We start from the raw sequence: 26,013 nt of genomic DNA on the forward strand, positions 1-26,013 counted from the left end.
CCGGCGCGCTTGCGGCGCAGACGACGGATCATGGCCGTGGAGCGAGCTTGAGCGTGACGCCGCGAACCTCCTGCGGCGTCGGCGCGCGGCTGCCGCCGGGTTGGCTGATGCTGAGACGGATCGACAGCCGCCCGCCCTTGATCGCCTCCTTCGGCACCGGAAGCGCGTAGGTCCCGGCCTCCGCACCAGTGCGAAGGCCGAATGGCGAGATGGTCCCGAGCGGCATCCCAGACGCCGTCGTCACCGTCACCTCCTGGCCTCGCCCCAGTGCGCCCAGGCTGATCTCGACGACTGGAGCGTCGCTCGCATCCAATGGCCGCGGCAGGACCAGATCGATGGCTCTGAACGGCTCCGCCGCCAAGGACGAGGCCGGCCGCAGCACGGCACATAACAGCACGGCGCAGGCCCGCAGCGCGGCGCGCCTCCCGTTCATGGGCGCAGCGGTCCGACCGAGAGCGCTTTCAGCGTCGGCGCAGTGCCGACGCCGCCCGAGGGCACGACGCGGATGCTCAGGGGCTGGTTGGGCGCGGCCCGCAGGGCGGAGAAGGCCTCCCGCTCGGTCGGCAGCGGCACCGCGAAGGTCGCATCCATGGTCATGGCCATGCCCGGCATCATCGACCCGAAGAAGGCGATGGTGCCTGCATAATACGGGCTGTCAGCCGTGACCTTGGTGACGTTGGCGGGCGCGTTGACCAGGACGTCGAATTCGCGCACGGTCGAATAGCCGCTCGGGCGGGGCAGCGTGATCTGCGCCATCAGCGGCTGCGGCCGCGCTGCCGCCAGATGCGCGTCGAGCCTATCCCCGGGGATCCTCACCGTGCCCACATTGGCCTTGACCGAGCCCTGCTGCGGCTTGGCCTGCGGCGCCGAGGCGACCGCGGGCGGATTGACGATGTCCTCACCGAAGCCCGGCGCATAGTCGTAGTCGAAGCGATCGGTCGATATGTAGTCGCCCGCTTTGCTCGGTCCGACATAGCCGCCTTTGCCATCGGCGTAGAACAGGAACGGTTCGTCGGAGAACGTCTTCAGGTCGGCGCCCTGCGGCAGGTAGGGAAGCTTGAGCCGCTGCTGCTTGCGCGTCCAGACATCCCAGAGCCGGTCCAATGCTCATCTGAAATGAATCCTGGTTGGAAAGATCTCATGATGCGGTCCCACGATTGCAATCTCAAGTGGCAATTCCGTTTGGTGGCCGTATGATGCCACCTGAGAGGTTGCCGATGAACGCGCTGACGCTGCTGATCATCCGTCATGCCGAGAAGCCTGACGGCGACGCGACAGGTCCGGGCCTGACCTACGAGGGCAAGCCGGATTCGAAGTCGCTGGTCATCTTCGGCTGGGAGCGGGCAGGGGCCTGGACGGCGCTGTTCGGCAGCGGCTTGGGCGGCGCGTCCTATCCGACGCCGCAGGCGATCTACGCCGCCGATCCCGACAGCGCCGAGGACGGCTCCGACCCGAGCCGCCGGCCCTATGAGACGGTACTCGAATTGGCTGCGCGCGTCGGTCTCGCCAAGCCGGATACGTCGTTCGCGAAGGGAGAGGAGGCTGGGCTGGTCGAAGCCTTGCTGGCGCTGTCCGGCACCGCGCTGGTGGCGTGGGAGCACAAGGCAATCATCTCCGATATCCTGCCGCGTCTGCCGGTGAGCAACGCCGGGCAATTGCCGCCCCATTGGTCGGGCAAGCGGTTCGACGTCGTGCTGCGCTTCGATCGCGCCGCCGGCGAGGCAGATTTCAAGTTCACGGAATTGTACCCCTGCCTGATGCTAGGCGATTCCAACAAGCCGCTGCAGAGCGACCCGAAGGACGAGTGAGCCACTGAGCGCCTCGCCGGAGATATCCCCAGGCTAGAAGGGGCGGCGCGATGCTGCCGCCCGGATCATGGTACATCGATCCGTGGGACGCGCGATCGCGTGCGTCAGGTCTCCATGCAATGCCGCTTCCTTTCAAAAAGCCCCAGGCCATCCGCTCCTTCTTCAGCCATGCTGCCTTTCAGAAGGCGGAGCACCTGCAGCTTCGCGGAGGCGTTCTCGATCTCGAGATCAGCGAGGACGGCCGGGAGCTGGCGGCGTCGGTGCAGGGATCGCAATCCTGGCCGTACGAGGTCGAGATCGAGCTGGCCCGGGATAAGCACGGTCGTTTGGATGTCTCCGGGAGATGTACCTGCCCGATGCAGCACAACTGCAAGCACGTCGCGGCGGTGCTGCTGGAAGCGATCGAGCCGTCCCTCGAGGACGACGTGGACCTGAGGACACCGGCAAAGACGGCGAGGAAGGCGAGCCCGCTGGTGCTGCCGCCGGAGATCGCCGCCTGGCTGGACAAGATCGGCACGGTCAGCCGTGGCGACACCTATCCTCCCGAGGTGAGGCAGAGGTTGATCTATGGCGTGCAGCCCCATTCCGAGTCCGGAGGCGCTGCCTATCCGGTCGTCCGGCTGTGGTCGGTCCGGCTGCGCAAGGACGACAGCTTCGCCGACGTGTTCTCGAAAGTCGATCAAGTGCGGGGAGGCGCCGGGCGGGCGCCGGCATTCTACCGCGACAGCGATATCGACATCACAGCGCGGCTCGGACATCAAGTCTTTCTCGACGGAGCGTCGGCCTTCCGGATCGGCTCTGCCGCGCTGCTGAAGCGCATCGTCGAGACCGGGCGGGCGTATTGGCGCGATCATGCCGGGCCGCTGCTGCGCTGGGGCGACAAGCGCGATGGCCGCATCGAATGGCAGCCGGTCGGCCTGAAAGGCATCGGCGCAAGGCTCGTGGTCGACGGCGTGCTTGCTCTGCATGCCGAGCCGCCTGTCTATGCCGAGGAGACACGCGGCATCGTCGGGGAGGTCGATCCGGGGATCGAGCCGCGAACGGCGTACCAATTGCTGAGTGCGCCAACGCTGCCGAAGGCACTGATCGGCGAGGTCTCCCGACATCTCAGCCAGCGGCTGCCCTCGCTGGATAGCGCCCTTCTGCCGTCGCGGCCGACCGAGGTCGTCGAGATCGAGGCCAAGCCGACGCCCATCCTGCATCTGCGCCGCGGACCCTATCCGGGCTATGGCTTTCGCGGCGTCCACACCAGCGGGCTTCCACTCGGCGTGGTCCGCGCGGGCTTCCGTTACGGTCCGATCGAGATCGAGCCCGACAGCGGTGGCAACGAGGTGGAGGCGTTCCAAGACGGCCGGGTGCATCTCGTCACCCGCGCCAAGGCGGACGAACGAAAGTCGTCCAAACGGCTGAGCGAGCTCGGCCTGGTTCCACTCAGAAAGGTCCAGACCTACAGCTTCGGCGGTCACGCGGACGATCTGACCTTCGAGGACGAAGGCCGCTGGCTGCAATTCGTGCATCTCGAGCTCGATGCGTTGCGCGAGCAGGGGTTCGAGATCCGCATCGATGACGACTTTCCGTACCGGCTGGCGGAGTCCTCCGGTCTCGTCGACATGGAGATCGAGGGCTCCGGAATCGACTGGTTCGAGTTTGGCTTCAAGATCGACATCGATGGCCGGCCGCATGACTTGGCCGAGCTGCTGGCGCGGCTGCTCGCGCAGCCCGGCATTCTCGATGCGCTGTCCGAAGCCGATGCCGAAGCCAAGCACATGTATGTGCCGCTGCCCGACGGACGGCACCTGGCGCTGGCGGCCGGCCGCTTCCTGCCGGTTCTGCTGGCGCTGCAGACGATGCGGCTGAGCGGCGGCGGCTTGGATGCGTCGGGCAAGCTCAAGCTGTCTCGTGCGCAGCTCGTGCCGCTGCTGGCGCACGATCCGGGCGCATTCAAGGGCCCCGATGATCTGCGCCGGCTCGCGGATCTGGTGCGGCAGCATCGGCCGGATGAATTGAAGCTGCCGGCCGGCTTCACCGCCACGTTGCGCCCCTATCAGCGGCAGGGCGTCGCCTGGCTCGATCTCCTGCGGCAGGCCAACCTCGGCGGCGTGCTGGCCGATGACATGGGCCTCGGCAAGACCGTCCAGGTGCTGGCCCTGCTCGCGCTCGAGAAGGCGCGCGGCGCGCTGGCGAGGCCCGTGCTCATCGTCGCGCCGACCAGCCTGATGACGAACTGGTTCAACGAGGCAAGCAAGTTCGTTCCTGACCTGAAGGTCCTGGTGTTCCACGGCGCCGCTCGCAAGGAGCTGATCGCGCAGATTTCGGAGCACGACGTCGTGCTCACCACCTATCCGCTGATCGCGCGCGACCATGAGCTCATCCTGGGACGGGACTGGCACATGGCCATTCTCGACGAGGCGCAGACCATCAAGAATCCCAATGCCGCCACGACGCGCTGGCTCAATGCGATCAAGGCCAGCCACCGCTTCTGCCTGACGGGCACTCCGATGGAGAACCATCTCGGCGAGCTCTGGTCGATCATGAGCTTCGTCAACCCCGGCTATCTCGGCGACAAGACCGCGTTCACGCGCAACTGGCGCACGCCCATCGAGAAAGAAGGCAATGCGATGCGGGCGGCGGCGCTGACCCGCCGCGTCAAGCCGTTCCTGCTGCGGCGGACCAAGGAGGAGGTTGCGTCCGAGCTGCCGGCCAAGGTCGACATCGTGGAGACCGTCGCGATCGACGGCAAGCAGCGCGATCTCTATGATTCGATCCGCGCGGCGATGGCGAAGAAGGTGCGCAAAGCCCTTGACGAACGTGGTCTCGCGCGCAGCCACATCGTCGTGCTCGAAGCGCTGCTGCGGCTGCGCCAGGTCTGCTGCGACCCGCGGCTGGTGAAGCTCGACGACAAGGTCGAGCGCCCCTCGGCCAAGTTGGACCGGCTGATTGAGATGGTCGAGGAACTGCTCAGCGAGGGGCGCAAGATCATCATCTTCTCGCAGTTCACCTCGATGCTCTCCCTGATCGAGGAGCGTTTCGAGGCGGCTGACATCGCCTACGAGCTGCTCACGGGCGACACCCGCGATCGCAAGCGGCCGATCGAGGCGTTTCAGAGGGGAGACAGCCCGGTGTTCCTGATCAGCCTGAAGGCCGGCGGAGTCGGCCTCAACCTGACGGCAGCCGATACCGTCATCATCTACGATCCCTGGTGGAATCCTGCCGTCGAGGCGCAGGCGATCGACCGGGCGCATCGCATCGGCCAGGACAAGAAGGTCTTCGTCTATCGCCTGGTGACGGCCGGGACGATCGAGGAGAAGATCGGTGAGCTCAAGCTGCGCAAGCAGGCGCTGGCTGATTCACTGTTCGATCGCGAGGGCAATATCGGCAAGGCGCTGACGGAGGAGGATATCGCTGCTCTGCTGTCTTGATGTCGGGTGGAGATGCGTGGCGGCCAGCATCCGTCAACTTGAGTGCGGTCAAGCCAGCGCGATACGCTCGCGCGTCTCCTCGACCCAGGCATGGGCAGCGAACCATTCATGGTAGATGCGGCAGTGCGGGCAGTAGGCACGCGAGAAGAACACGGGCATGCGCTGAAAGCGCGCGGCGTCCATTTCCATCCCTGTCTCGATGCTGCGGCCGGTCTGCGGACAACGTACCATGATCTTGCCCATTCGCGGTCTCCTGTTCGTGGGCCAGATACGCCGGGGATGCGAAGAAAATGTAATGCTCAGCCGACAGTTTCGTGGCAAAGGTCGGAGTGAATTCCGACCGCGGAACGAGTGGCGTCCGCCGCATCAAAAGCGGGTGAATCGCACGGCAAAATGCACGGCCGATTGTCGCAACGTGGGACATCCGCCGCGGTCGGATACGATTGTTTGAGGACGCGTGGCATGAGCATCACGATCTACGGAATCAAGAACTGCGACACGATGAAGAAGGCGCGCGCCTGGCTCGACGATCACGGCGTCGCTTACCAATTCCACGACTACAAGACCGCCGGAATCGACAAGGCTAAACTCAAGGCATGGAGCGACGAGCTCGGCTGGGAGGTGCTGCTCAATCGCGCCGGCACGACGTTCAAGAAATTGCCCGACGCGGACAAGGACGGACTCACCGAGAGCAAGGCGATCGCGCTCATGCTGGCGCAGCCTTCGATGATCAAACGCCCGGTGCTCGATCTCGGCGGCCGCCGCGTGGTGGGCTTCAAGCCGGATCTCTATGCAAAGGACCTGAAGGCCGCGAAGTAGTTGGAGACGATCATCGCTGCGCCGTCTCGCGGGCCGCGCCCGCCGCCTTTGCAGCGCGCGCGTGCAGGAAAATGCTGGCGGTATGATTTTCTATGTCAGCGGGAAATCGCAGGTGATTTCAACGCAAGGTGCGTCGGCCGCCTTGCGACGCCGTTGCCCAGCTTTCCGCCTTGCCTAACTCCCTCGATTGACGGCATATTCCGGCGCGAAGCGGTCGCGGGTGGCGGCGAGGAATCGTCCAGTCGTCCGGCAGAGCCGCCGTACAGGAAGAAGCGAGGGCCAGGCGCTGAAGGCGCCGGCTTGGGGGGAATCTTTGGCTGACGAGTTCATTCTCGAGACCCACGGATTGACGAAGGAATTCGCGGGATTTTTTGCCGTTCGCGATGTTTCGCTCAAGATCCGCCGGGGCACCATTCATGCGCTGATTGGCCCGAACGGGGCCGGCAAGACGACGTGCTTCAACCTTCTGACCAAGTTCCTGCGGCCGTCGGCCGGCAAGATTCTCTATAAGGGTCAGGATATTACGGCGACGGCGCCGGCCGACGTGGCGCGTCTTGGCCTGGTCCGCTCGTTCCAGATCTCGGCGGTGTTTCCGCATATGACCGCGCTGGAGAACGTCCGCGTCGCCCTGCAGCGCCAGCATGGCTCGTCGTTCGATTTCTGGCGCTCCAAGAGCGTTCTGAACCGCTTCAACAACCGGGCGCTGGAGCTTCTCAACGACGTGGGCTTGAGCGAATTCGCCAACATTCCGGCGGTCGAGATGCCGTATGGGCGCAAGCGTGCGTTGGAGATCGCGACCACGCTGGCGCTCGATCCGGAGATGATGCTGCTGGACGAGCCGATGGCCGGCATGGGCCACGAGGACATCGACAAGATCGCCGCGCTGATCAAGCGCATCTCCGCCAAATACACGATCCTGATGGTCGAGCATAATCTCAGCGTCGTCGCCAACCTCTCCGACACCATCACCGTGCTGACGCGCGGCCAGGTGCTGACGGAAGGGCCGTATTCGGAGCTCGCCAAGGACGAGCGCGTCAAGGAAGCCTATCTGGGGGCCGGACATGCCTGAGGTGATGACGGCCAAGACGCCCACCGCTGGCGCTGTGACCAGCACCATTCTCGACGTCAAGAATCTCGAGAGCTGGTACGGCGAATCCCACATTCTCCACGGCATGAACTTCAACGTGAATGCCGGCGAGGTCGTCACCCTGCTCGGGCGCAACGGTGCCGGCAAGACCACGACCCTGAAGTCGATCATGGGAATCATCGGCAAGCGCACCGGCTCGGTCCAGTTCAACGGGCGCGAGCTGATCCGCATGACCTCCGACAAGATCGCGCGGCTCGGCATCGCGCTGTGTCCGGAGGAGCGCGGCATCTTCGCCAGCCTGGACGTGCGCGAGAACCTGCTGCTGCCGCCGGTGGTGCGGCCGGGCGGGCTCATGCTCGACCAGATCTTCGAGCTGTTCCCGAACCTGAAGGAGCGGCTGAAGAGCCAGGGCACCAAGCTGTCGGGCGGCGAGCAGCAGATGCTGGCGATCGCGCGCATTCTGCGCACCGGCGCCAGCTTCCTGATGCTGGACGAGCCGACCGAGGGTCTCGCGCCAGTCATCATCCAGCAGATCGGCCACACCATCGCGCGGCTGAAGAAGGAAGGCTTCACGATCCTCCTGGTCGAGCAGAACTTCCGTTTCGCCTCGACTGTCGCCGACCGCTACTACGTGGTCGAGCACGGCAAGGTCATCGACGGTTTCGCCAATGCCGATCTGTCGGCCAACATGGATAAGCTGCATACTTATCTCGGCGTCTGACCGGCGCCGGCGACGTTGACTTGGCGGTTTCCTCCCGCGGTCTTCTCTATGGTCTTCTCTACGGTCTTCTTGGCAGTTTTGTTGGAAAGTTCTGGAAGTTGGAAATGAAGAGCAAATTCATCGCGTCATTGCTGCTGGGAACGGCGCTCACTCTCGCCGCTGGCAGCGTCGCTTCGGCCGGCGACAAGACCGTCAAGATCGGCGCGCTGTCCGATCAGTCGGGCCTATATGCCGATCTCGGCGGTCCCGGCTCGACGCTCGCGGCGCAGATGGCGATCGAGGATTCCGGCCTCACCGCGAAGGGCTGGAAGATCGACGTCATCTCCGGCGATCACCAGAACAAGCCGGATATCGGCACCGCGATCGCGCGGCAGTGGTTCGACGTCGACAAGGTCGACGCCATCGTCGACGTGCCGAACTCGGGCGTGGCGCTCGCCGTCAACAACGTCGTCAAGGAAAAGAACGGCGTCTACATCAATTCGGGCGCTGCGACCTCGGATCTCACCAACGCGCAGTGCTCGCCCAACACGGTGCACTGGACCTACGACACCTACATGCTGGCGCACACCACCGGCCAGGCGCTGGTCAAGGCGGGCGGCTCGACCTGGTTCTTCCTGACGGCGGACTACGCCTTCGGCGCCGCGCTGGAGCGCGATACCACGGCGGTCGTCACCGCCAATGGCGGCAAGGTGATCGGCGGCGTCAAGCATCCGCTCAACACCTCCGACTTCTCGTCCTTCCTGCTGCAGGCCCAGTCGTCGAACGCCAAGGTCATCGGCCTCGCCAATGCCGGCGGCGATACCACCAATACGATCAAGCAGGCGGCCGAGTTCGGCATCAATAAGGGCGGCCAGAAGCTTGCCGCGCTGTTGCTGTTCCTGACCGACGTCAAGTCGATCGGGCTCGACATCGCGCAGGGCCTCAACTTCACCGAGACTTTCTACTGGGACATGAACGACCAGACCCGCGCCTTCTCCGAGCGGTTCGCCAAGCGGATGAAGAACGGCGCGCCGCCGACCATGGTCCAGGCCGGCGTCTATGCCGGTCTCGCGCATTACTTCAAGGCGCTGGACGCGCTGGGCGAGAACCCGCACGACGGCACCAAGATCGTCGACAAGATGAAGTCGATCCCGACCGAGGATACGCTGTTCGGCAAGGGCGAGATCCAGCCCAACGGCCGCACCATCCACACCGCCTATCTGTTCGAGGTCAAGAAGCCCTCGGAGTCCAAGGGCCCGTGGGATCTCTACAAGCTGGTCGGCTCGGTACCGGGCGACCAGGCCTTCACGCCGCTCGACAAGAGCGCGTGCGCCTTGTTGAAGAAATGAACCGCTGTGGCTCCGGCGGCTGACGTCGCCGGGGCCGCCATCTTCTGGGAAACGCCGAGAGAAAACAGAACAAGACGATGCAGGCCCTCTACGCACAGCTCCTGGTCGGACTGATCAACGGCTCGTTCTACGCGCTGCTCAGTCTCGGGCTTGCCGTCATCTTCGGCATGCTCAACATCATCAATTTCGCCCATGGCGCGCTCTACATGATGGGCGCGTTCTGCGCCTATTTCCTGCTCAACCTCGGCGGCATCAATTACTGGTGGGCGCTGCTGCTGGCGCCGATCATCGTCGGCGTCTTCGGCATGATCCTCGAGCGCACCATGCTGCAATGGATCGCCGGGCTCGACCATCTCTACGGACTGCTTCTGACGTTCGGACTGGCGCTGATCATCCAGGGCGTGTTCCAGAACTTCTTCGGCTCGTCCGGCCTGCCTTATGCGATCCCGGATCAGCTCCGTGGCGGCATGAATCTCGGCTTCATGTATCTGCCGGTCTATCGCGGCTGGGTCGTCATATTCTCCCTGGTCGTCTGTCTGGCGACCTGGTTCCTGATCGAGCGGACCCGGCTCGGCGCCTACCTGCGCGCCGCCACCGAGAATCCGACATTGGTGCGGGCGTTCGGCATCAACGTGCCGCGCATGATCACGCTGACCTACGGCCTCGGCGTCGGGCTCGCGGCCCTCGCCGGCGTGCTGTCGGCGCCGATCAACCAGGTGCGGCCCCTGATGGGCGAGCACATCATCATCGTGGTGTTCGCGGTGGTCGTGATCGGCGGCATGGGCTCGATCATGGGCTCGATCATCACCGGCTTCCTGCTCGGTGTGATCGAGGGACTGACCAAATATTTCTATCCCGAGGCTTCCAACACCGTGGTCTTCGTTCTGATGGTCCTGGTGCTGCTGGTGAAGCCGACGGGTCTGACCGGACGGGCGGCCTGACATGACATCCATCACCGACACGACCCTGCCGATCACCCCGCGCGCGATGCGCGACGAGATGATCGTGTTCGTCATCATGGCGGCGCTGCTGGCGATCGTACCGTGGACCGGGCTGTACCCGTTCTTCGTCATGCAGGCGCTGTGCTTCGCGCTGCTCGCCTGCGCCTTCAACCTCTTGATCGGCTATGGCGGCCTGCTGTCGTTCGGCCACGCGATGTTCCTGGGAACGGCCGGCTACTGCAGCGCCCACGCGCTGAAGGTGTGGGGGCTGCCGCCCGAGCTCGGCATCCTCACAGGCGTCGCCGGATCGTTCGTCCTGTCGGTGATCACCGGCTACATCTCGATCCGCCGCCAGGGCATCTATTTCGCGATGATCACGCTGGCGCTGTCGCAGCTGCTGTACTTCATCTATCTGCAGGCGCCGTTCACCCATGGCGAGGACGGCATCCAGGGCATTCCGCAGGGGCGGATGTTCGGCATCCTCGACCTGTCCAGGCCGACGGTGCTCTATTACGTCGTGCTGGTCGGCTTCCTCGCCGGTTTCCTGCTGATCTTCCGCACCATCAACTCGCCGTTCGGCGAAGTGCTGAAATCGATCCGTGAGAACGAGCAGCGGGCGATCTCGCTGGGTTACAAGACCGACCATTACAAGCTGCTCGCCTTCATTCTGTCCGGGACGCTGGCCGGCTTGGCTGGCGCGTTGAAGGTGTTCGTCGCCCAGAACGCCTCGCTGACCGACGTCGAGGTGGCGATGTCGGGGCAGATCGTGCTCATGACCCTGGTCGGAGGGCTCGGCACCGTATTCGGCCCCGTCGTCGGCGCGTTCGTGATCGTCGGCATGCAGCAATATCTGTCCGGCTTCGGCCAGTGGGTGACGGTGATCCAGGGCGTGATCTTCGTCGCCTGCGTGCTCACCTTCCGCCGCGGCGTGGTCGGCGAAATCGCCCATCTGTTCAAACGATCCCTTTAAGCCGTTGATCTGAAAAGAGATCGTCGAAAGGGCAGAAAGCGGTGGATGAACCGGCCACCGCTTCTGCTGGTGCGCGATCCGGAGTATGACAGTTCTGTGACGGGCCGGCCCTGGCCCGTTTCGGAATGGATGGATCTCGTCCCATGCTGCACTGGTTTCGCGCCGTCCTCCCGCGGGAGGAGCGGTTTTTCGATTTGTTCGCCCGCCACAACAAGGTGGTGATTCAGGGCGCCCATGCGCTGCAGGACATGTTGCAGGGCGGTGACGACATCCTCGCCCACTGCCAGCGCGTCAGCCAGTTCGAGAACGAGGCCGACAACATCACCCGCGAAGTGCTGACCGCGGTCCGCCGCACCTTCATCACCCCGTTCGACCGCGGCGACATCAAGAACCTGATCACCTCGATGGACGATGCCATCGACCAGATGCAGCAGACCGCCAAGGCCGTGGTGCTGTTCGAGGTCAAAGAGTTCGAGCCGACCATGCGCGAGATGGGCACCTTGCTGGTCGATTGCGCCAATCTGATCGGCCGCGCGCTGCCGTTGCTGCAGGCGATCGGCCAGAACGTGCCGATGATCACCGCGATCACCGAGGAGATGACCAAGCTCGAGGGCCGGGTCGACGACCTCCACGACATCGGGCTGAAGGAGCTGTTCCTCAAGCACCGCAAGGCCAATACTATGGACTTCATCGTCGGCGCCGAGATCTACGACCATCTGGAGAAGGTCGCCGACCGCTTCGACGACGTCGCCAACGAGATCAATTCGATCATGATCGAACAGGTCTAGGGTAGGGCCGCGCCGTGGACGCTCAACTCGGCCTTCCGATCCTGGTCGGCCTCATCGCCGTTGCGCTCGCCTTCGATTTCCTGAACGGCCTGCACGACGCCGCCAACTCGATCGCGACCATCGTTTCGACCCGCGTGCTCCGGCCGCAATATGCGGTGTTCTGGGCCGCATTCTTTAATTTCGTCGCGTTCGCGGTGTTCGGCCTCCACGTCGCGCAGACCATCGGTACAGGGATCATCGATCCCGCCATCGTCGACGCCCAGGTGATCTTCGCGGCCCTGGTCGGCGCCATCGTCTGGAACCTCGTCACCTGGGCGGCCGGCATTCCCTCGTCGAGCTCACACGCGCTGATCGGCGGCCTGGTCGGGGCAGGGGTCGCCAAGGCCGGCATCTCGGCCGCCGTCTGGAGCGGCCTGTCGAAGACCGTGCTCGCGATCGTGCTGTCGCCGCTGGTCGGGCTGGTGTTGGCGATGGTCCTGGTCGCGATCGTGTCCTGGGCCTCGGTGCGCTCGACGCCGTTCGCGGTCGACCGCGCCTTCCGCATCCTGCAATTCGCCTCGGCCTCGCTGTATTCGCTCGGCCATGGCGGCAACGACGCGCAGAAGACGATGGGCATCATCGCCGTGCTGCTGTATTCGCAGGGCCATCTCGGCAACGAGTTCACGGTGCCGTTCTGGGTCGTGCTGTCGTGCCAGGCGGCGATGGCGCTGGGCACCCTGATGGGCGGCTGGCGCATCGTCCGCACCATGGGCCTGCGCATCACCAAGCTGAACCCGATGCAGGGTTTCTGCGCCGAGACCGGCGGCGCGATCACGCTGTTCCTGGCGACCTTCCTCGGCGTGCCCGTCTCGACCACCCACACCATCACCGGGGCCATCGTCGGCGTCGGCGCCGCCCGCCGTGCCTCCGCGGTGCGCTGGAACGTGGCCGGATCGATCGTCTATGCCTGGGTCTTCACGATTCCGGCCTCGGCGATCGTCGCGGCGCTGACGTTCTGGCTGGTGTCGGTGCTCCGGCACTGATCCGGATCGGCCCGGCCGGGCTCAACTCGCCGGTTGGAGTTGCGGTGCAAAACGCCTATATGGAGGGCGCGCGGCGGCCGAGATCCCGCGCCTTTCCCGTAAATCGCCCGCTCTCTGGCCTGAAACGACGCCTGCCGCCTCATGTCCGATACTGCCGTCACGACCGAACAGCCCGCCCGCACCGCCTTGTCCGACGAGGTGGCGCGCCGGCGCACCTTTGCCATCATCTCGCATCCGGACGCCGGCAAGACGACGCTGACGGAAAAGTTGCTGCTGTTCGGTGGCGCCATCAATCTCGCGGGCCAGGTCAAGGCCAAGGGCGAGCGCCGCAACACCCGCTCGGACTGGATGAAGATCGAGCGCGAGCGCGGCATCTCCGTCGTCACCTCGGTCATGACCTTCGAGTTCGAGGGGCTGGTCTTCAACCTCCTGGACACGCCGGGCCACGAGGACTTTTCCGAGGACACCTACCGCACGCTGACCGCGGTCGACTCCGCGGTGATGGTGATCGACGCCGCCAAGGGCATCGAGGCGCGCACGCGAAAACTGTTCGAGGTCTGCCGCCTGCGCGACATCCCGATCATCACCTTCATCAACAAGATGGACCGCGAGAGCCGCGACACCTTCGATCTGCTGGACGAGATCGAGAAGACGCTGGCGCTCGACACCACGCCGATGACCTGGCCCGTGGGCCGCGGCCGCGACTTCATCGGCACCTATGACATCCGCGACGGCGGCGTGCGCCTGCTCGAAGGCGGCGGTGCCAAGACCGGCGCCGCGCAGCAGATCGCGATTTCGGAGCTCGGCAAGTTCAACGCCAATCTCGACATGAGCCAGATCACCGACGAGCTCGAGCTGGTCAAGGAAGCTTGCAAGCCGTTCGACCTGGAGGCATTCCGCGAGGGCCATCTGACCCCGGTCTATTTCGGCAGCGCCTTGCGCAATTTCGGCGTCGGCGACCTCCTGGAGGGCCTCGGCCGCTACGCGCCGTCGCCGCGCGCGCAGGAGTCGAACCTGCGCAAGGTCGATGCCGCCGAGCCGCGCATGAGCGCGTTCGTGTTCAAGATCCAGGCGAACATGGACCCGAACCACCGCGACCGCATCGCGTTCGCGCGGCTGTGCTCGGGCAAGCTCAACCGCGGCATGAAGGCGAAGCTGGTACGCACCGGCAAGACCATGCCGCTGTCGAGCCCGCAATTCTTCTTCGCCCAGGACCGCTCGGTCGCGGACGAAGCCTTTGCGGGTGACGTCGTCGGCATTCCCAACCATGGCTCGCTTCGCATCGGCGACACCCTGACCGAGGGCGAGGACCTGACCTTCGTCGGCGTGCCGAGCTTCGCGCCGGAAATCGTCCGTCGCGTCCGCCTCACCGACGCGATGAAGGCGAAGAAGCTGAAGGAAGCCTTGCAGCAGATGTCGGAGGAGGGCGTCGTGCAGGTGTTCCGTCCGCGCGACGGCGCGCCGGCGCTGGTCGGCGTGGTCGGCCCGCTGCAGCTCGACGTGCTCAAGGCGCGGCTCGATGCCGAGTATTCGCTGCCCGTCGAATTCGAGATCTCCGAGTTCTCGCTGGCACGCTGGATCTCCTGCGACGACAAGAAGAAGCTGGAGGCGTTCATCGCGTCCAACAATTCCGGCGTCGCCGACGACGTCGACGGCGATCCGGTGTTCCTGGCCAAGAACGAGTTCTATCTCGGCTACACCAAGGAGCGCGCCGAAGGCATCGTGTTCTCCAACGTCAAGGACGTGAAGAAGAAGGCGTAGCCGCCCGACACTCTCTCGTCATTCCGGGGCATCGCGCAGCGATGAGTCCGCAATCCATTTCGCCTCTTGTTCCGCCGCCCGATGGAATCTCGGCTCGCCCTGCGGGCGCCAGGAATGACGAAAAGACATGCGCTCCCTCACCGCGAGCCTCGCCGTTGCTGTGGGATGATACCCGGTAACGCCGCGCGCTTTTCGTCAGGTCATCGGCGCGCTAGTCTTCCTCTCATCAACAGGCGAGGGAGATGGACATGCCGGCGGGATCGATTGGCCGTCTTATGCGGCGGCAGATGATTGCACTGTTCGCTGTGTGTGGACTTGCGTCGGCGACGATCGCAACGGCTGATGCGGCCGAGGTCGTCGCGCTCGGCGCCAGCAACACCTACGGCAAGGGCGTCAATCGCGGCGAGGACTTTCCGGCCCAGCTCGAGGCCATGCTCCACGGCAAGGGCGTTCGGGTCAGCGTCGCCAACGCCGGCATCAACGGTGATACCACCGCCGGGATGCTGTCCCGCTTCGACAGCGCGGTCGATGGATCAACCCGCGTGCTGGTGCTGCAGCCCGGCGGCAACGACGCCCGCAAAGGGGTCGGCGACCAGCGCGCCAGCGGCATCAGCGCCATGTTGGCCAAGGCCGCGCAGCGCCGGATCAAGGTCGTGATGGTCGAGAACGGCATGTTCCGTGGCCTGCCGCATCAGGTCGATGGCCAGCACCTCACGCCGGACGGCTATCGCATGCTGGCCGCAGCCCTGTTGCCGCGGGTGTTGAGCGGCTTGCGGAAGTAGCTCGCCGCGAGGTCGCGAAGCGCGCCGCGCCGGCCTGCGGTCTCACAGCTCGATGATCCCCCGCCTTGCCGCATGCGCGACCGCATCGGTGCGGCCGGTGGCGTCGAGCTTGTCGAGCAGCGAGCCGACGTGGAATTTGGCGGTGTGCACGGAGATGCCGAGGCTGCGCGCGATCTCCTTGTTGGAGCAACCCTCGGCCATCAGCGCCAGCACGTCGCGCTCGCGCGCGGTGAGCTGAAAATCATCGGTCGCGGCGCCGTCGATCCTGTCGTCGCCGCTGCGAGCCTCATCACTGCCACGCAACGGCGCGACGGCGACGTCGGCGCTCTCGCCGGGCGCGACCAGCGTCAGGCCCGTGACATTGCCGAGCAGCGCCGCCAGCCGGTCGGCCAGTTCGGCATCGTCGACCGCGATCGCGATCCTGATCGGCGCGCGCGCCTCCTCGCTCACGCCGGCCTCTCGCCGATGGTCAGGGCGAACTGCACCGGCTCGCCGGCACGCAGCGCTGCGACCTCGACGACGGCGCCGACGCTGTCCGGACCGAGTTCGCGCATCATCGCGCGCATGCCCCTGAACGGCTCCTTGTTGAGAGCGGTGATGACGTCACCCTGGCGCAGGCCGGCGGCCGCGGCCGGGCCGCTCTTGTCGAGGCTCATGATCATCGCGCCGATGCCGTCATCGAGCCGGACCGGCTGCAGGCCGGCGCCGAGATAGCCGCGAGCGATGCGACCATGCGTCTCGAGCTTCGCGGCGACCCGTTCGATCGTGGCCGCGGGAATGACGAGCGTGCGGCGCGGGCCGCGCACCGCCATGCCGATCGCATGACCGTCGGCGTTGATCACCAGGCCGCCTTCGGCGCTGTGCCGCAGCCTGGTGTCGAGCTCGATGCGCGCATCGATGTCGCCGCCGCGCAGGCTGCGCCAGGGACCGGCGGATTTCGACACCATCGCGAGCGCGGCCGTTGGCGTGCCGTGCTCGGCAGCGGCGATGACCGCGAGCGAGCCGAGCGCGGGCATCTCGCCGGAGAGTTGGGCCGGTCCCGCAGTGCCGCCATCGAAGCGGAGCAGGGCGATGTCGGTGGTGTGGTCGCGGCCCGCCACCGTGGCCGGCCTTTGCGTGCCATCGGCAAAGACGAGCACGATTTCGCCTTCGTCCGCCAGCGCCTCGTCGGCGGTGACGACAAGGCCCGGCTTCCAGACGAAGCCCGTGGCGCGGCTGCGGTGCGAGGAGACGGTGAGGACCACAGGCGCGGCTTGCGCGACGGCGGTCGTCAATGCCGACGATAGCGAGACGAGGGCGGACGGATCGGACATGGGACGCTCCAGAATGGGTCTGGTCCCAATTTGGCGTCTCCGAAGCGGTTTCGAAACTACCCGATCAGGTAGTCGACCGGCTTCAGAGCGTCGTCCGCGCTTTCGGCAGTGGGAAGGCGAGATCGCCGTGCTTCGAGGTCTTCAGCCCCAGCCCGACCAGCGCCTCGGCGAAGCGGACGGCGGCGGCGACGCCGTCGATCACGGGGATGCCGAGCTCGGTCGAGAGGTCGTGCGCGAGATCGGCCATGCCGGCGCAGCCGAGCACGATGGCGCCGATACCGTCCTCGCGCAGCGCCGCCCGGCATTCGCCCAGCAGCGTGCCGCGGACATTGGCCTCGGGCTTGTCGAGGTCGAGCACGGCGACGTCGACCGCGCGCACCCTGCGGCAATGCTGCTCCATGCCGTAATTGCGCACGAGGTGCTCGGCGATCACCTTGGTGCGCGACAGCGTGGTCACGATGCTGAAATGGGTGGCGACGAAGCTCGCCGCATGCATCGCAGCTTCAGCGATGCCGAGCACCGGCACAGCCGACAATTCGCGCGCGGCGAGCAGGCCGGGATCACCGAAGCAGGCGATCACATGGGCGTGGCAACCTTCTGCGTCTCCGGCCTCGACCTCCTTGAGCATGCCGACCGCGGCAATCGCCTCGTCGTAATGGCCCTCGATCGAGGCGGCACCGAACCGCGCGGTGCGGCCGACGATCCGCGTCGACGGGCTTGCGCTGCCCTGGGCCGCCTTGGCGATCAATTCGGTCATCGTCGCCGTCATGTTCGGGTTGATGACGTTGATCACGGTTTCGCTGTGGCGGCTCATCGTCGCGTCCGTCTGCTGTCGCATCCTGCCGTGTTCTAGCCGAGTTCCGCTGTTACGGTCGAGAGCCGTTCGCGGCGCAGAACGCGCAGACGTGAACGGGATTGAGCTTGCGAATTCTGCGATCGGATCCAGCTTGAAGTCCATCCCAGCCCGAGAGTCCCATGCTCCGTGTCGTCGTGCTCCTCCTGCTGATGGTGGCCGCTCCGGCCGCCGCCGACGCGCGCCGCCAGCAGATCAATCCGGTGCCGTTCGCGCACACGCCGTGCAGCGTGCTCGACGAGCAGCCGTGCACGCCGTCGTTCTGCAGCGTCTTCGGGCCGTGGCCCTGTATTCCCGAGATGAACTATCCCTATGGCCAGAACCTGCAACTCACGATCGAGAGCCGGCCCGCCAAGGATCAGGAAGCCAAATATCAGAAGCCGGATCACGATCTCGACACGATCGGCGATCTGTTCGCGGCGCTGCGCGCATGCTGGACGCCGCCGCCGGAGGACAGCGCCCGCGCGGGGATGCAGATGACGGTGCGCTTCAGCTTCAAGCGGACCGGCGAGATGATCTCGCCGCCGCGCGTGACCTTCGTGACCTCAGGCGCGCCGGCCGACACGCGCGCGACCTATTTGAAGGCCATCAATGCCTCGCTCGACGGCTGCCTGCCGCTGAAGTTCACAAAAGGCCTCGGCGGCGCGCTGGCGGGGCGGCCGATCGCGATCCGCTATGTCGACAACCGGGATTTGAAGAACACGTCGGAGCGGCAATAGCGCCCTGCCGCGCCGTCTCGCACGGCGCGAACCCCACCCACCGATCATTCGGGACGGACGCAACGCGTGCGAACCTCAGCTGGGCGATTGCGCAGCGGGGAATCTCGATATGGTTGCGAAGAACGCAAACCAATCTCGGGATTCCGGGTTCGACGCTGACGCGTCGCCCCGGAATGACGATGTGTGATGGCGAATCGGCAGCGTGCGGCTTGCAGGCGGTCTCCGCGCCACGTTGCGAGGCCGCCCCCGGAAATGATACCGATGCCCACGCACAGGTCGTGTGCATGCGAAGGGGGACGCCGTGGGACTTCTGGTGATGGTGGTGGGGCTGGTGCTGTTTCTCGGCGCCCATGTGTTCACGACCCGGCGCGGGGCGCGCGCGCAGGTCATCGCGCGGCTGGGTGAGAGCACCTACAAGCTCGTCTATACGGTCGTGGCCCTTGCCGGCCTCGCCCTGATCGTCTGGGGTTTTGCCGAGTACCGCCATGGCGGCGGCTGGATCCAGGTCTGGACGCCGCCGAAGGCGCTCAAGCACATCAATCTCGCCCTGATGCTGCCGGCGATGATCATGATCGTCGCCGCCTATATCCGCGGCCGCATCTACACCGTGCTGAAGCACCCGATGCTGGCGGGCGTGAAGCTGTGGGCGTTCGGCCACCTGCTCAGCAATGGCGACCTCGGCGGCATCATCCTGTTCGGCTCGATCCTGGCCTGGGCCGTGTTCGACCGCATCTCGCTGAAGCGCCGCGCTGATGCCGGCGGACCGCCGATTCCGGTCGGCGGCATCGGCAACGACGTCATCGCGGTGGTGGTCGGCATCATCGTCTATGCCGCGCTGGCCTTCGCGTTCCATCCTGTCGTGCTCGGCATTCCTGTCATCGGAGGTTAGCGATGTCGGTGCAGTCGACCGTCCGGCGCAAGACGGCTCCCGAGATCCGCGCCCGCAAGGGCGGCGAGCCGATCGTGATGCTGACGTCCTACCACGCCCATACCGCGGCGCTGGTGGATCGCCATTGCGATGTGATCCTGGTCGGCGATTCCCTCGGGAATGTGATGCACGGTTTCGAGACCACTGTGCCGGTGACGCTGGAAATGATGATCCTGCAGGGCTGCGCCGTGATGCGCGGCTCGCGCCAGGCGCTGGTGGTGGTCGACATGCCGTTCGGCTCCTACGAGGCGTCGAAGGAGCAGGCGTTTCATGCGGCGGTGCGGATCCTGAAGGAGACGCAATGCGGCGCGGTCAAGCTCGAGGGCGGGGCGCGGATGGCCGAGACGGTGGCCTTCCTCAGCGAGCGCGGCATTCCGGTGATGGGCCATATCGGCCTGACGCCGCAATCGATCAATACGCTCGGCTCGTTCCGTGCCCAGGGCCGCGATGAGGCGGATTGGGCTGCGATCGAGAACGACGCTGCGGCGATCGCACAAGCCGGCGCGTTCTCGGTGGTGATCGAGGCCGTGGCCGAGCCGCTGGCGCGCAAGATCACGCAGCAGATCGCGATCCCCACCATCGGCATCGGCGCCAGCGTCGCCTGCGACGGCCAGGTGCTGGTTTTGGAGGACATGCTCGGCCTGTCGCCGCGGGCGCCGAAATTCGTCCGCCGCTACGGCAATCTCGGTCCGGCGATCGACGAGGCGATCGAACGCTACGCGGCCGACGTGCGTACCCGTGCGTTTCCGGCGGCGGAACATGTCTACGGAATGAGGTCAAAGACCTGATGGGCGCCTCTCGCTTGGTCGTCCCGTTGGCGCGGTGGTGCGCGCGGCGTCACGGGATGAATCTCCGGCGCTGGCGGAGATAGCCAAGCGCGTCATCCCTTGGTTATGTTTCAGGCTGGTCCGCATCGCGGCGAACAACGACAAGAAGCCAAGCTCGGGGAAACTCCATGGACTGGTCGACCTATGTAACGCCGCCGATGCGGCGCGAAGCCCGTTTCGGCGATCGCGTGGTTCCGTTGTTCACGGAGCGGCCCGCGAACATCTGGGCCATGGTCGAAGAAGCGGTGGAGCGCAACGGCAACGGCGAGGCGCTGGTCTACGGGGCCGTGCGGCTGTCGTGGCGCGAGGTGATGGCGACTGCGGCGCGGATCGCGGGCGGGCTGCAGGCGAGGGGATTGCAGAAGGGCGACCGGCTCGCGGTGCTGCTCGGCAATCGCATGGAATTCGTGCTCACGCTGTTTGCTGCGGCCAAGCTCGGGCTGATCACGGTGCTGCTGTCGACCCGGCAGCAGACCCCGGAAATCGCCTATGTGCTGAACGATTGCGGCGCCCGGCTGCTGCTGCACGAGGCGGCGTTGGCGGACCGGTTGCCGGCCGCTGCGGAAACGCCGGAGCTGGCGGGGCGCATTGCCGTCGACGATCGTCCGGCGCGGTCGGATTTTGCAGCGCTGGCCGATCATGCTGCGCACGAAAATCACGTCGAGGTGACAGAAGAGGACACTGCGATGATCCTCTACACCTCCGGCACCACTGGCCGGCCGAAAGGCGCGATGCTCGCCCATTGCAACATCGTGCACTCCTCGATGATCTACGAGGCGTGCCTGGGGCTGACGCCCGCCGACCGCTCGATCGCCGCCGTGCCGCTCGGCCATGTCACCGGCGTCGTCGCCAACATCACCAGCATGGCGCGCTGCGCCGGCACCTTGATCATCATGCCGGAGTTCAAGGCCGGCGAGTATCTGAAGCTCGCGGCGCGCGAGCGCGTGACCTACACGGTCATGGTCCCGGCGATGTACAATCTCTGCCTGCTGCAGCGCGACTTCGACAGTCATGACCTGTCGTCGTGGCGCATCGGCGGCTTCGGCGGCGCGCCGATGCCGGTCGCGACCATCGAGAAGCTCGCAGCCAAGGTCCCCGGCCTGCGGCTGGTCAACGCCTATGGCTCGACCGAGACCACCTCGCCGGCGACCCTGATGCCGCCTGATCTCACCGCCCGTCAGATCGACAGCGTCGGGCTGCCGTGTCCGGGCGCCAGCATCCTGGTGATGGACGGGCAGGGGCGAGAGCTGCCACGTGGCGAGATCGGCGAGATCTGGATCGGCGGCGGCCAGGTCATCAAGGGTTACTGGAACAATCCCAGGGCCACCGCCGAGAGCTTCACTGCCGGCTATTGGCACTCGGGCGACCTCGGCTCGATCGATGCCGACAATTTCGTCCGGGTGTTCGACCGGCAGAAGGACATGATCAACCGCGGTGGGTTGAAGATCTACTCGGCCGAGGTCGAATCGGTGCTGGCGAGCCACCCGGCGGTGGTCGAGAGCGCGATCATCGCCCGGCCATGTCCGGTGCTCGGCGAGCGGGTGCACGCGGTGGTCGTGACCCGCGAGCCGATGAGCGCCGAAGCGCTGCGCAGCTGGTGCGCCGAGCGGGTCTCGGATTACAAGGTCCCGGAAACCCTGACCGTGACCGTGGACCCTTTGCCGCGCAACGCCAACGGCAAGGTGATGAAACGGCAGTTGCGCAAGGCCTTGACGGCGTGATAGCCGCGTTCGGACCTTGTGGCAGAACCGGGGAGTAACGCCTTGATTCGGCTGGACTCGCCTTGCCACCGCCATGCCGATGCGGTATCGGCGCCGGCGCGCGGGCAACGGGCCGCTCGCGCGGCACTTCAAACCCATGCGCGCGCGCTCGCAGCGAACCTGACGGGATGTCCTTAGGTGTCTGAATTCATTGATGAAGTAGACGAGGAGGTCCGTCGGGAACAGCTCAAGAAGCTGTGGGACCGCTACTCGATCTTGATCATCGCCATTGCCGTGCTGATCATCGCCGGCGTCGGCGGCTGGCGCGGCTACCAGTATCTCGAGGGTCAGAAGGCGGCCGAAGCCGGCTCGGCCTTCAACAAGGCCCTCGAACTCTCCGAGCAGAACAAGCATGCCGAGGCGGAGAAGGCCTTTGCGGATGTCGCGGCCACGGCCCCATCGGGATACCGCATGCTGGCCCGCTTCCACCAGGCCGCCGAGGCCGCGATGCGCGACAAGGCGGCTGCCGTGAAGCTCTATGACGAACTCGCCGCCGACCGCAGCATCGGGGCCGAGCAGCAGTCGATGGCGCGGCTGCGCGCGGCCGGCCTGCTGGCCGATACGGCGCCTTACGCCGACCTCAAGCAGCGCCTCGAAGGCGAAACGGCGCCCGGCGCGCCGTTCCGCCACGCCGCCCGCGAATTGCTGGCGCTGTCGGCGTGGAAGGCCAATGATGCCGCGGCGGCCCGCCAATGGCTCGACATGATTGCGCTGGATGGTGAGACCCCGCCGGGCCTGCGCTCGCGCGCTGAAGCGCTGCAGGCGCTGTTGCCTGCAGTCGCCAAGAGCTGATCGCGGACCTCGCGACGGCGAAACCGAGTTGATTGGAACGACGATCATGCGCCGCGCCCAACGTGCCATTGCCCTGACGGTCCTCATTGCGCTTTCCGGCGTGCTGGGCGGCTGCGCGAGTGGGGGAAGTTTCGACCCCTCGGACATGCTCGACTTCCTGGACACCAAGAAGAAGCTGCCGGGCGACCGCAAGCCGGTGTTCCCGGAGGGCGTGCCGGGTCTCGAGCAGGGCGTGCCGAAGGAACTCTACAAGGGTGCGCAGCAGCAGCCGATGACCGACCCGGGCGCTCAGGCGGCTACGCCGCCGGCGCCTCCGGTGGAGGAGCCCAAGGGCAGAAAGGGCCGGCGGCAGGCGGCCGTGACCAACGCGACGACGGCCGATCCGCAGGATGGCGAGGCTGCCGCGGTCGAGGAGGGCGCTGCCGCCGTTCCGCCGGCACCGAAGCCCAAGAAGATCGTGCGCCGCCGCACCACGGCACCACCGCCGGATGATGCTGCCCCGGCGCAGCAGCCGGCGGCCCAGCGATCCAGCGGCGGCTTCCCGGCGCCGATGCCGAGCGGCTCCTTCAGCCGTTAATCTCACCTGCGAATCGGCGGATCGCCCGTTCGGTTTTGCGGCCGAATGCGCTAAAGCTGCGCGCTCACGCGCACGGATCATCATGCCCTTCACCATCGCCATCATCGGCCGGCCCAATGTCGGCAAGTCGACCCTGTTCAACCGTCTGGTCGGGCAGAAGCTGGCGCTCGTCGACGATATGCCGGGCGTCACGCGCGACCGCCGCGAGGGCGAAGCTAAGCTGTTCGATCTCAACTTCACGATCATCGACACCGCCGGCCTCGACGAGGGGCCGAAGGGCTCGCTGACCGCGCGCATGCAGGAGCAGACGGAGACCGCGATCGCGCTCGCCGACGCGCTGTTCTTCGTGATCGATGCCCGCATCGGCCTGACGCCCGCCGACCGCGCCTTCGCCGATTTCGCCCGCCGCGCCGACAAGCCGGTGCTGTTGCTCGCCAACAAGAGCGAGGGCAAGCATGGCGAGCTCGGCGCCATGGAATCTTACGCGCTCGGCCTCGGTGATCCCATCCAGATCTCGGCCGAGCACGGCGAGGGCATGGGCGAGCTCTATGACGCCGTCAGCAAGCTCGTGCCGCCCACGGACGATGAGGAGGACGAGCACGAGGAGACCGACGAGGAGCGCGCCAACAGGCCGATCCGGGTCGCGATCGTCGGCCGTCCCAACGCCGGCAAGTCGACCCTGATCAACCATCTGCTCGGCGAGGAGCGGCTGCTCACGAGTCCCGAGGCCGGTACGACGCGCGATTCGATCGCGGTCGAAATCGAGTGGAAGGGCCGCGGTTTCCGCATCTTCGACACCGCAGGTCTGCGCCGGCGCTCGCGCATCGAGGAGAAGCTGGAGAAGCTGTCGGTGGCCGATGCGCTGCGCGCGGTGCGCTTCGCGGAGGTGGTGGTGCTGATGATGGATGCGCAGAACCGCTTCGAGGAGCAGGATCTGCGCATCGCCGACCTGATCGAGCGCGAGGGGCGTGCGCTGGTCATCGCCGTCAACAAATGGGACCTGATGGACGGCAACCCCGGCCAGATCTCGATGCTGCGCCGCGATGCCGACCACTGGCTGCCGCAGGTCGCGGGCGCGCCGATCGTGGCGGTGTCAGGCCTGATGGGCGAGGGCATCGACCGGCTGATGCAGGCGATCGTCGAAGCCTACGCGATCTGGAACCGGCGCGTGTCGACCGCGGCGCTGAACCGCTGGTTCGAGCAGGCGATCGCCGACAACCCGCCGCCGGCGGTGTCGGGCCGCCGGCTCAAGCTGAACTACATCACCCAGACCAAGGCGCGGCCGCCGAGCTTCGTGCTGTTCTGCTCGCGGGCCGACGCGATCCCGCAATCGTACCTGCGCTATCTCACCAACTCGATGCGCGAGACCTTCGAGCTGCCGGGCACACCGGTGCGCATCACCCTGCGCGAGAAGGCCAACCCGTTCGCGCACAAGCGCAAGCGGCCGAACTGATCAGTTGCGTCAGCGGAAGCGGTCCGGCCATGGAAGCAAGCCCGCCGAGCGTCGCGACAGAAGATGCGCCGCCCCCGCGCCGCGGCGCCGTCGCCTTCATCTTCGTCACCATCCTGCTCGACATGCTCGCGCTCGGGCTGATCATGCCGATCCTGCCGAAGCTGATCGAGAGCTTCGTGGGCAACGACACTGCGCAGGCGGCGCGCATCTTCGGCCTGTTCGGCACCGCCTGGGCGCTGATGCAGTTCGTGTTCTCGCCGGTGCTCGGCAGCCTGTCCGACCGCTTCGGCCGGCGGCCGGTGATCCTGCTGTCGAACTTCGGCTTGGCCGCGGACTACGTGCTGATGGCGCTGGCGCCGTCGCTCGCGTGGCTGTTCGTGGGGCGCCTGATCTCCGGAGTCACCTCGGCCAGCATCTCGACGGCTTTCGCCTACATCTCCGACCTGACGCCGCCCGACCGGCGTGCGGCGATCTTCGGGCGCATCGGCGCGGCGTTCGGCGCGGGCTTCGTGCTGGGCCCCGCCACCGGCGGCCTGCTCGGCGACATCGACCCGCGGCTGCCGTTCTGGGCTGCAGCCGCGCTCAGCTTCGCCAACGCGCTGTACGGACTGCTGGTGCTGCCGGAATCGCTGCCGTCAAAGCGGCGCAGTCCGTTCCGATGGCGAGCCGCGAGCCCGCTCGGCGCGCTGCAATTGCTGCGCTCGGATCGCATCCTCGGCGGACTGTCGGTCGTCAACTTCATCACCCAGCTCGCTCATGTCGTGCTGCCGTCGACCTTCGTGCTCTACGCGACCTATCGCTATGGCTGGGATACGCGCACGGTCGGGCTGACGCTGGCGATGGTCGGCATCTGCGCCATGGTGGTGCAGGGCGGGGCGGTGGGGCTGATCGTCCGCCTGCTCGGCGAGCGCGGCGCGCTGATGCTCGGCCTGTCCGCGGGGGCGGTGGGCTTCCTGATCTTCGGCCTTGCGCCGACCGGGCCGTTGAGCTGGCTCGGCATTCCCGTGATGGCGCTGTGGGGCGTCTCGGGCGCGGCCATGCAGGCTTTGATGACCCGCCTCGTCCCACCGGACAGGCAGGGCCAGCTACAGGGCGCGACGTCGAGCGTGCAGAGCGTGGCCCAGCTCGCAGGTCCCTTCCTGTTCACGCTGACCTTTGCCTATTTCATCGGAGCGGCCGCGCCGGCGCATCTACCCGGCGCGCCGTTCCTGCTGGCGTCGGCGTTGCTGATCGTCGCTCTCCTGATTGCGGTGCGGACGCTGTCCTCGGCAAAGAGCAGCTAGAGTAGCGCGCCGGCTGAAGGTTCTCATCCCCTGACCCTACCGATGCAGCTCTCGCGCTCTCG

Annotated in this window: 26 protein-coding genes; 20 read left to right on the top strand and 6 right to left on the bottom strand. The window is 66.2% G+C overall.

From position 1 onward, the window contains the following. Positions 1–28: 28 nt before the first annotated feature. Together QX039_RS02095 and QX039_RS02100 are read right to left on the bottom strand one after the other, a co-directional pair. Entirely contained in the window at positions 29–433 is a 405-nt protein-coding gene (locus QX039_RS02095) for a hypothetical protein (RefSeq protein ID WP_315739330.1), read from the bottom strand. Beyond that, entirely contained in the window at positions 430–1,104 is a 675-nt protein-coding gene (locus QX039_RS02100) for a hypothetical protein (protein ID WP_315739331.1), read from the bottom strand. Before QX039_RS02100 ends, QX039_RS02095 begins: the two co-directional genes overlap by 4 nt. Before the next feature lie 113 nt (positions 1,105–1,217). Between QX039_RS02100 and QX039_RS02105 the strand changes: the two genes are divergently transcribed. Continuing rightward, positions 1,218–1,808: a histidine phosphatase family protein gene (locus QX039_RS02105; protein WP_315739332.1), complete on the top strand. Its 591-nt coding sequence runs from the start codon at positions 1,218–1,220 to the stop codon at positions 1,806–1,808. A gap of 119 nt (positions 1,809–1,927) precedes the next feature. Beyond that, positions 1,928–5,227: a DEAD/DEAH box helicase gene (locus QX039_RS02110; protein ID WP_315739333.1), complete on the top strand. Its 3,300-nt coding sequence runs from the start codon at positions 1,928–1,930 to the stop codon at positions 5,225–5,227. A gap of 48 nt (positions 5,228–5,275) precedes the next feature. Here the strand turns inward: QX039_RS02110 and QX039_RS02115 are convergent, their stop codons facing one another. Next, the gene (locus QX039_RS02115; protein ID WP_315712501.1) at positions 5,276–5,470 is read right to left on the bottom strand and encodes a hypothetical protein; all 195 of its coding nucleotides are present in this window, start codon (positions 5,468–5,470) and stop codon (positions 5,276–5,278) included. 219 nt (positions 5,471–5,689) lie between these two features. Here QX039_RS02115 and QX039_RS02120 point away from each other — a divergent pair, with 219 nt between their 5' ends. The 10 genes from QX039_RS02120 (at position 5,690) to QX039_RS02165 (ending at position 15,446) form a co-directional block, all read left to right on the top strand. Next, positions 5,690–6,046, top strand: coding sequence for an ArsC family reductase (locus QX039_RS02120; protein WP_315739334.1), 357 nt, complete (start codon positions 5,690–5,692; stop codon positions 6,044–6,046). 313 nt (positions 6,047–6,359) lie between these two features. Then, positions 6,360–7,115: an ABC transporter ATP-binding protein gene (locus tag QX039_RS02125; protein WP_315739336.1), complete on the top strand. Its 756-nt coding sequence runs from the start codon at positions 6,360–6,362 to the stop codon at positions 7,113–7,115. After that, a complete protein-coding gene (locus QX039_RS02130) occupies positions 7,108–7,854 on the top strand; it encodes an ABC transporter ATP-binding protein (protein WP_315739337.1) in 747 nt (248 codons plus the stop codon). Before QX039_RS02125 ends, QX039_RS02130 begins: the two co-directional genes overlap by 8 nt. 104 nt (positions 7,855–7,958) lie before the next feature. Continuing rightward, positions 7,959–9,182, top strand: a complete 1,224-nt coding sequence (locus tag QX039_RS02135; protein ID WP_315739339.1) for an ABC transporter substrate-binding protein — start codon at positions 7,959–7,961, stop codon at positions 9,180–9,182. 77 nt (positions 9,183–9,259) lie between these two features. Beyond that, positions 9,260–10,123, top strand: a complete 864-nt coding sequence (locus QX039_RS02140; RefSeq protein ID WP_315739340.1) for a branched-chain amino acid ABC transporter permease — start codon at positions 9,260–9,262, stop codon at positions 10,121–10,123. Between the two features lies 1 nt (position 10,124). Further along, on the top strand, positions 10,125–11,093 hold the full coding sequence (locus QX039_RS02145; RefSeq protein ID WP_315739341.1) for a branched-chain amino acid ABC transporter permease: 969 nt from the start codon (positions 10,125–10,127) through the stop codon (positions 11,091–11,093). A gap of 143 nt (positions 11,094–11,236) precedes the next feature. After that, entirely contained in the window at positions 11,237–11,881 is a 645-nt protein-coding gene (locus tag QX039_RS02150; protein WP_315739342.1) for a DUF47 domain-containing protein, read from the top strand. 14 nt (positions 11,882–11,895) lie between these two features. Then, the gene (locus QX039_RS02155) at positions 11,896–12,903 is read left to right on the top strand and encodes an anion permease (protein WP_315739343.1); all 1,008 of its coding nucleotides are present in this window, start codon (positions 11,896–11,898) and stop codon (positions 12,901–12,903) included. Between the two features lie 141 nt (positions 12,904–13,044). Continuing rightward, positions 13,045–14,664, top strand: coding sequence for a peptide chain release factor 3 (locus QX039_RS02160; protein ID WP_315739344.1), 1,620 nt, complete (start codon positions 13,045–13,047; stop codon positions 14,662–14,664). 248 nt (positions 14,665–14,912) lie between these two features. Continuing rightward, on the top strand, positions 14,913–15,446 hold the full coding sequence (locus tag QX039_RS02165) for a GDSL-type esterase/lipase family protein (RefSeq protein ID WP_315739346.1): 534 nt from the start codon (positions 14,913–14,915) through the stop codon (positions 15,444–15,446). Positions 15,447–15,488: 42 nt separating this feature from the next. On the opposite strand, the gene QX039_RS02170 is transcribed toward QX039_RS02165, so the two are convergent. From QX039_RS02170 to QX039_RS02180, 3 genes are all read right to left on the bottom strand, one after another. Beyond that, the gene (locus QX039_RS02170) at positions 15,489–15,896 is read right to left on the bottom strand and encodes a response regulator transcription factor (protein ID WP_315739348.1); all 408 of its coding nucleotides are present in this window, start codon (positions 15,894–15,896) and stop codon (positions 15,489–15,491) included. Further along, positions 15,893–16,759 (bottom strand): S1C family serine protease, encoded by an 867-nt coding sequence (locus QX039_RS02175; RefSeq protein ID WP_315739349.1) that lies wholly within the window; start codon positions 16,757–16,759, stop codon positions 15,893–15,895. The genes QX039_RS02170 and QX039_RS02175 overlap by 4 nt, the downstream gene beginning before the upstream one ends. Before the next feature lie 82 nt (positions 16,760–16,841). Next, positions 16,842–17,573: an aspartate/glutamate racemase family protein gene (locus QX039_RS02180; protein ID WP_315739351.1), complete on the bottom strand. Its 732-nt coding sequence runs from the start codon at positions 17,571–17,573 to the stop codon at positions 16,842–16,844. Between the two features lie 161 nt (positions 17,574–17,734). On the opposite strand from QX039_RS02180, the gene QX039_RS02185 reads away from it, so the two are divergent. The 8 genes from QX039_RS02185 (at position 17,735) to QX039_RS02220 (ending at position 25,951) form a co-directional block, all read left to right on the top strand. Next, positions 17,735–18,331 carry a hypothetical protein gene (locus QX039_RS02185; RefSeq protein ID WP_315739352.1) on the top strand — a complete coding sequence of 199 codons (597 nt, stop codon included), beginning with the start codon at positions 17,735–17,737 and terminating at the stop codon, positions 18,329–18,331. Positions 18,332–18,632: 301 nt separating this feature from the next. Further along, positions 18,633–19,220 (top strand): NnrU family protein, encoded by a 588-nt coding sequence (locus QX039_RS02190; RefSeq protein WP_315739353.1) that lies wholly within the window; start codon positions 18,633–18,635, stop codon positions 19,218–19,220. Positions 19,221–19,222: 2 nt separating this feature from the next. Next, positions 19,223–20,047 (top strand): 3-methyl-2-oxobutanoate hydroxymethyltransferase, encoded by an 825-nt coding sequence (gene panB / locus QX039_RS02195; protein WP_315739354.1) that lies wholly within the window; start codon positions 19,223–19,225, stop codon positions 20,045–20,047. A gap of 167 nt (positions 20,048–20,214) precedes the next feature. Continuing rightward, positions 20,215–21,807: a class I adenylate-forming enzyme family protein gene (locus tag QX039_RS02200; protein WP_315771014.1), complete on the top strand. Its 1,593-nt coding sequence runs from the start codon at positions 20,215–20,217 to the stop codon at positions 21,805–21,807. A 177-nt stretch (positions 21,808–21,984) separates the two neighbouring features. After that, the gene (locus QX039_RS02205) at positions 21,985–22,638 is read left to right on the top strand and encodes a tetratricopeptide repeat protein (protein ID WP_315739356.1); all 654 of its coding nucleotides are present in this window, start codon (positions 21,985–21,987) and stop codon (positions 22,636–22,638) included. A 46-nt stretch (positions 22,639–22,684) separates the two neighbouring features. Then, on the top strand, positions 22,685–23,215 hold the full coding sequence (locus QX039_RS02210) for a hypothetical protein (RefSeq protein WP_315771015.1): 531 nt from the start codon (positions 22,685–22,687) through the stop codon (positions 23,213–23,215). An 82-nt stretch (positions 23,216–23,297) separates the two neighbouring features. Further along, positions 23,298–24,668, top strand: coding sequence for a ribosome biogenesis GTPase Der (gene der, locus QX039_RS02215; RefSeq protein WP_315771017.1), 1,371 nt, complete (start codon positions 23,298–23,300; stop codon positions 24,666–24,668). Between the two features lie 29 nt (positions 24,669–24,697). Beyond that, positions 24,698–25,951 carry a TCR/Tet family MFS transporter gene (locus tag QX039_RS02220; RefSeq protein WP_315771019.1) on the top strand — a complete coding sequence of 418 codons (1,254 nt, stop codon included), beginning with the start codon at positions 24,698–24,700 and terminating at the stop codon, positions 25,949–25,951. Positions 25,952–26,013 lie beyond the last annotated feature (62 nt).

Source organism: Bradyrhizobium sp. SZCCHNR1043 (assembly GCF_032489675.1).
Classification (GTDB): Bacteria; Pseudomonadota; Alphaproteobacteria; order Rhizobiales; family Xanthobacteraceae; genus Bradyrhizobium.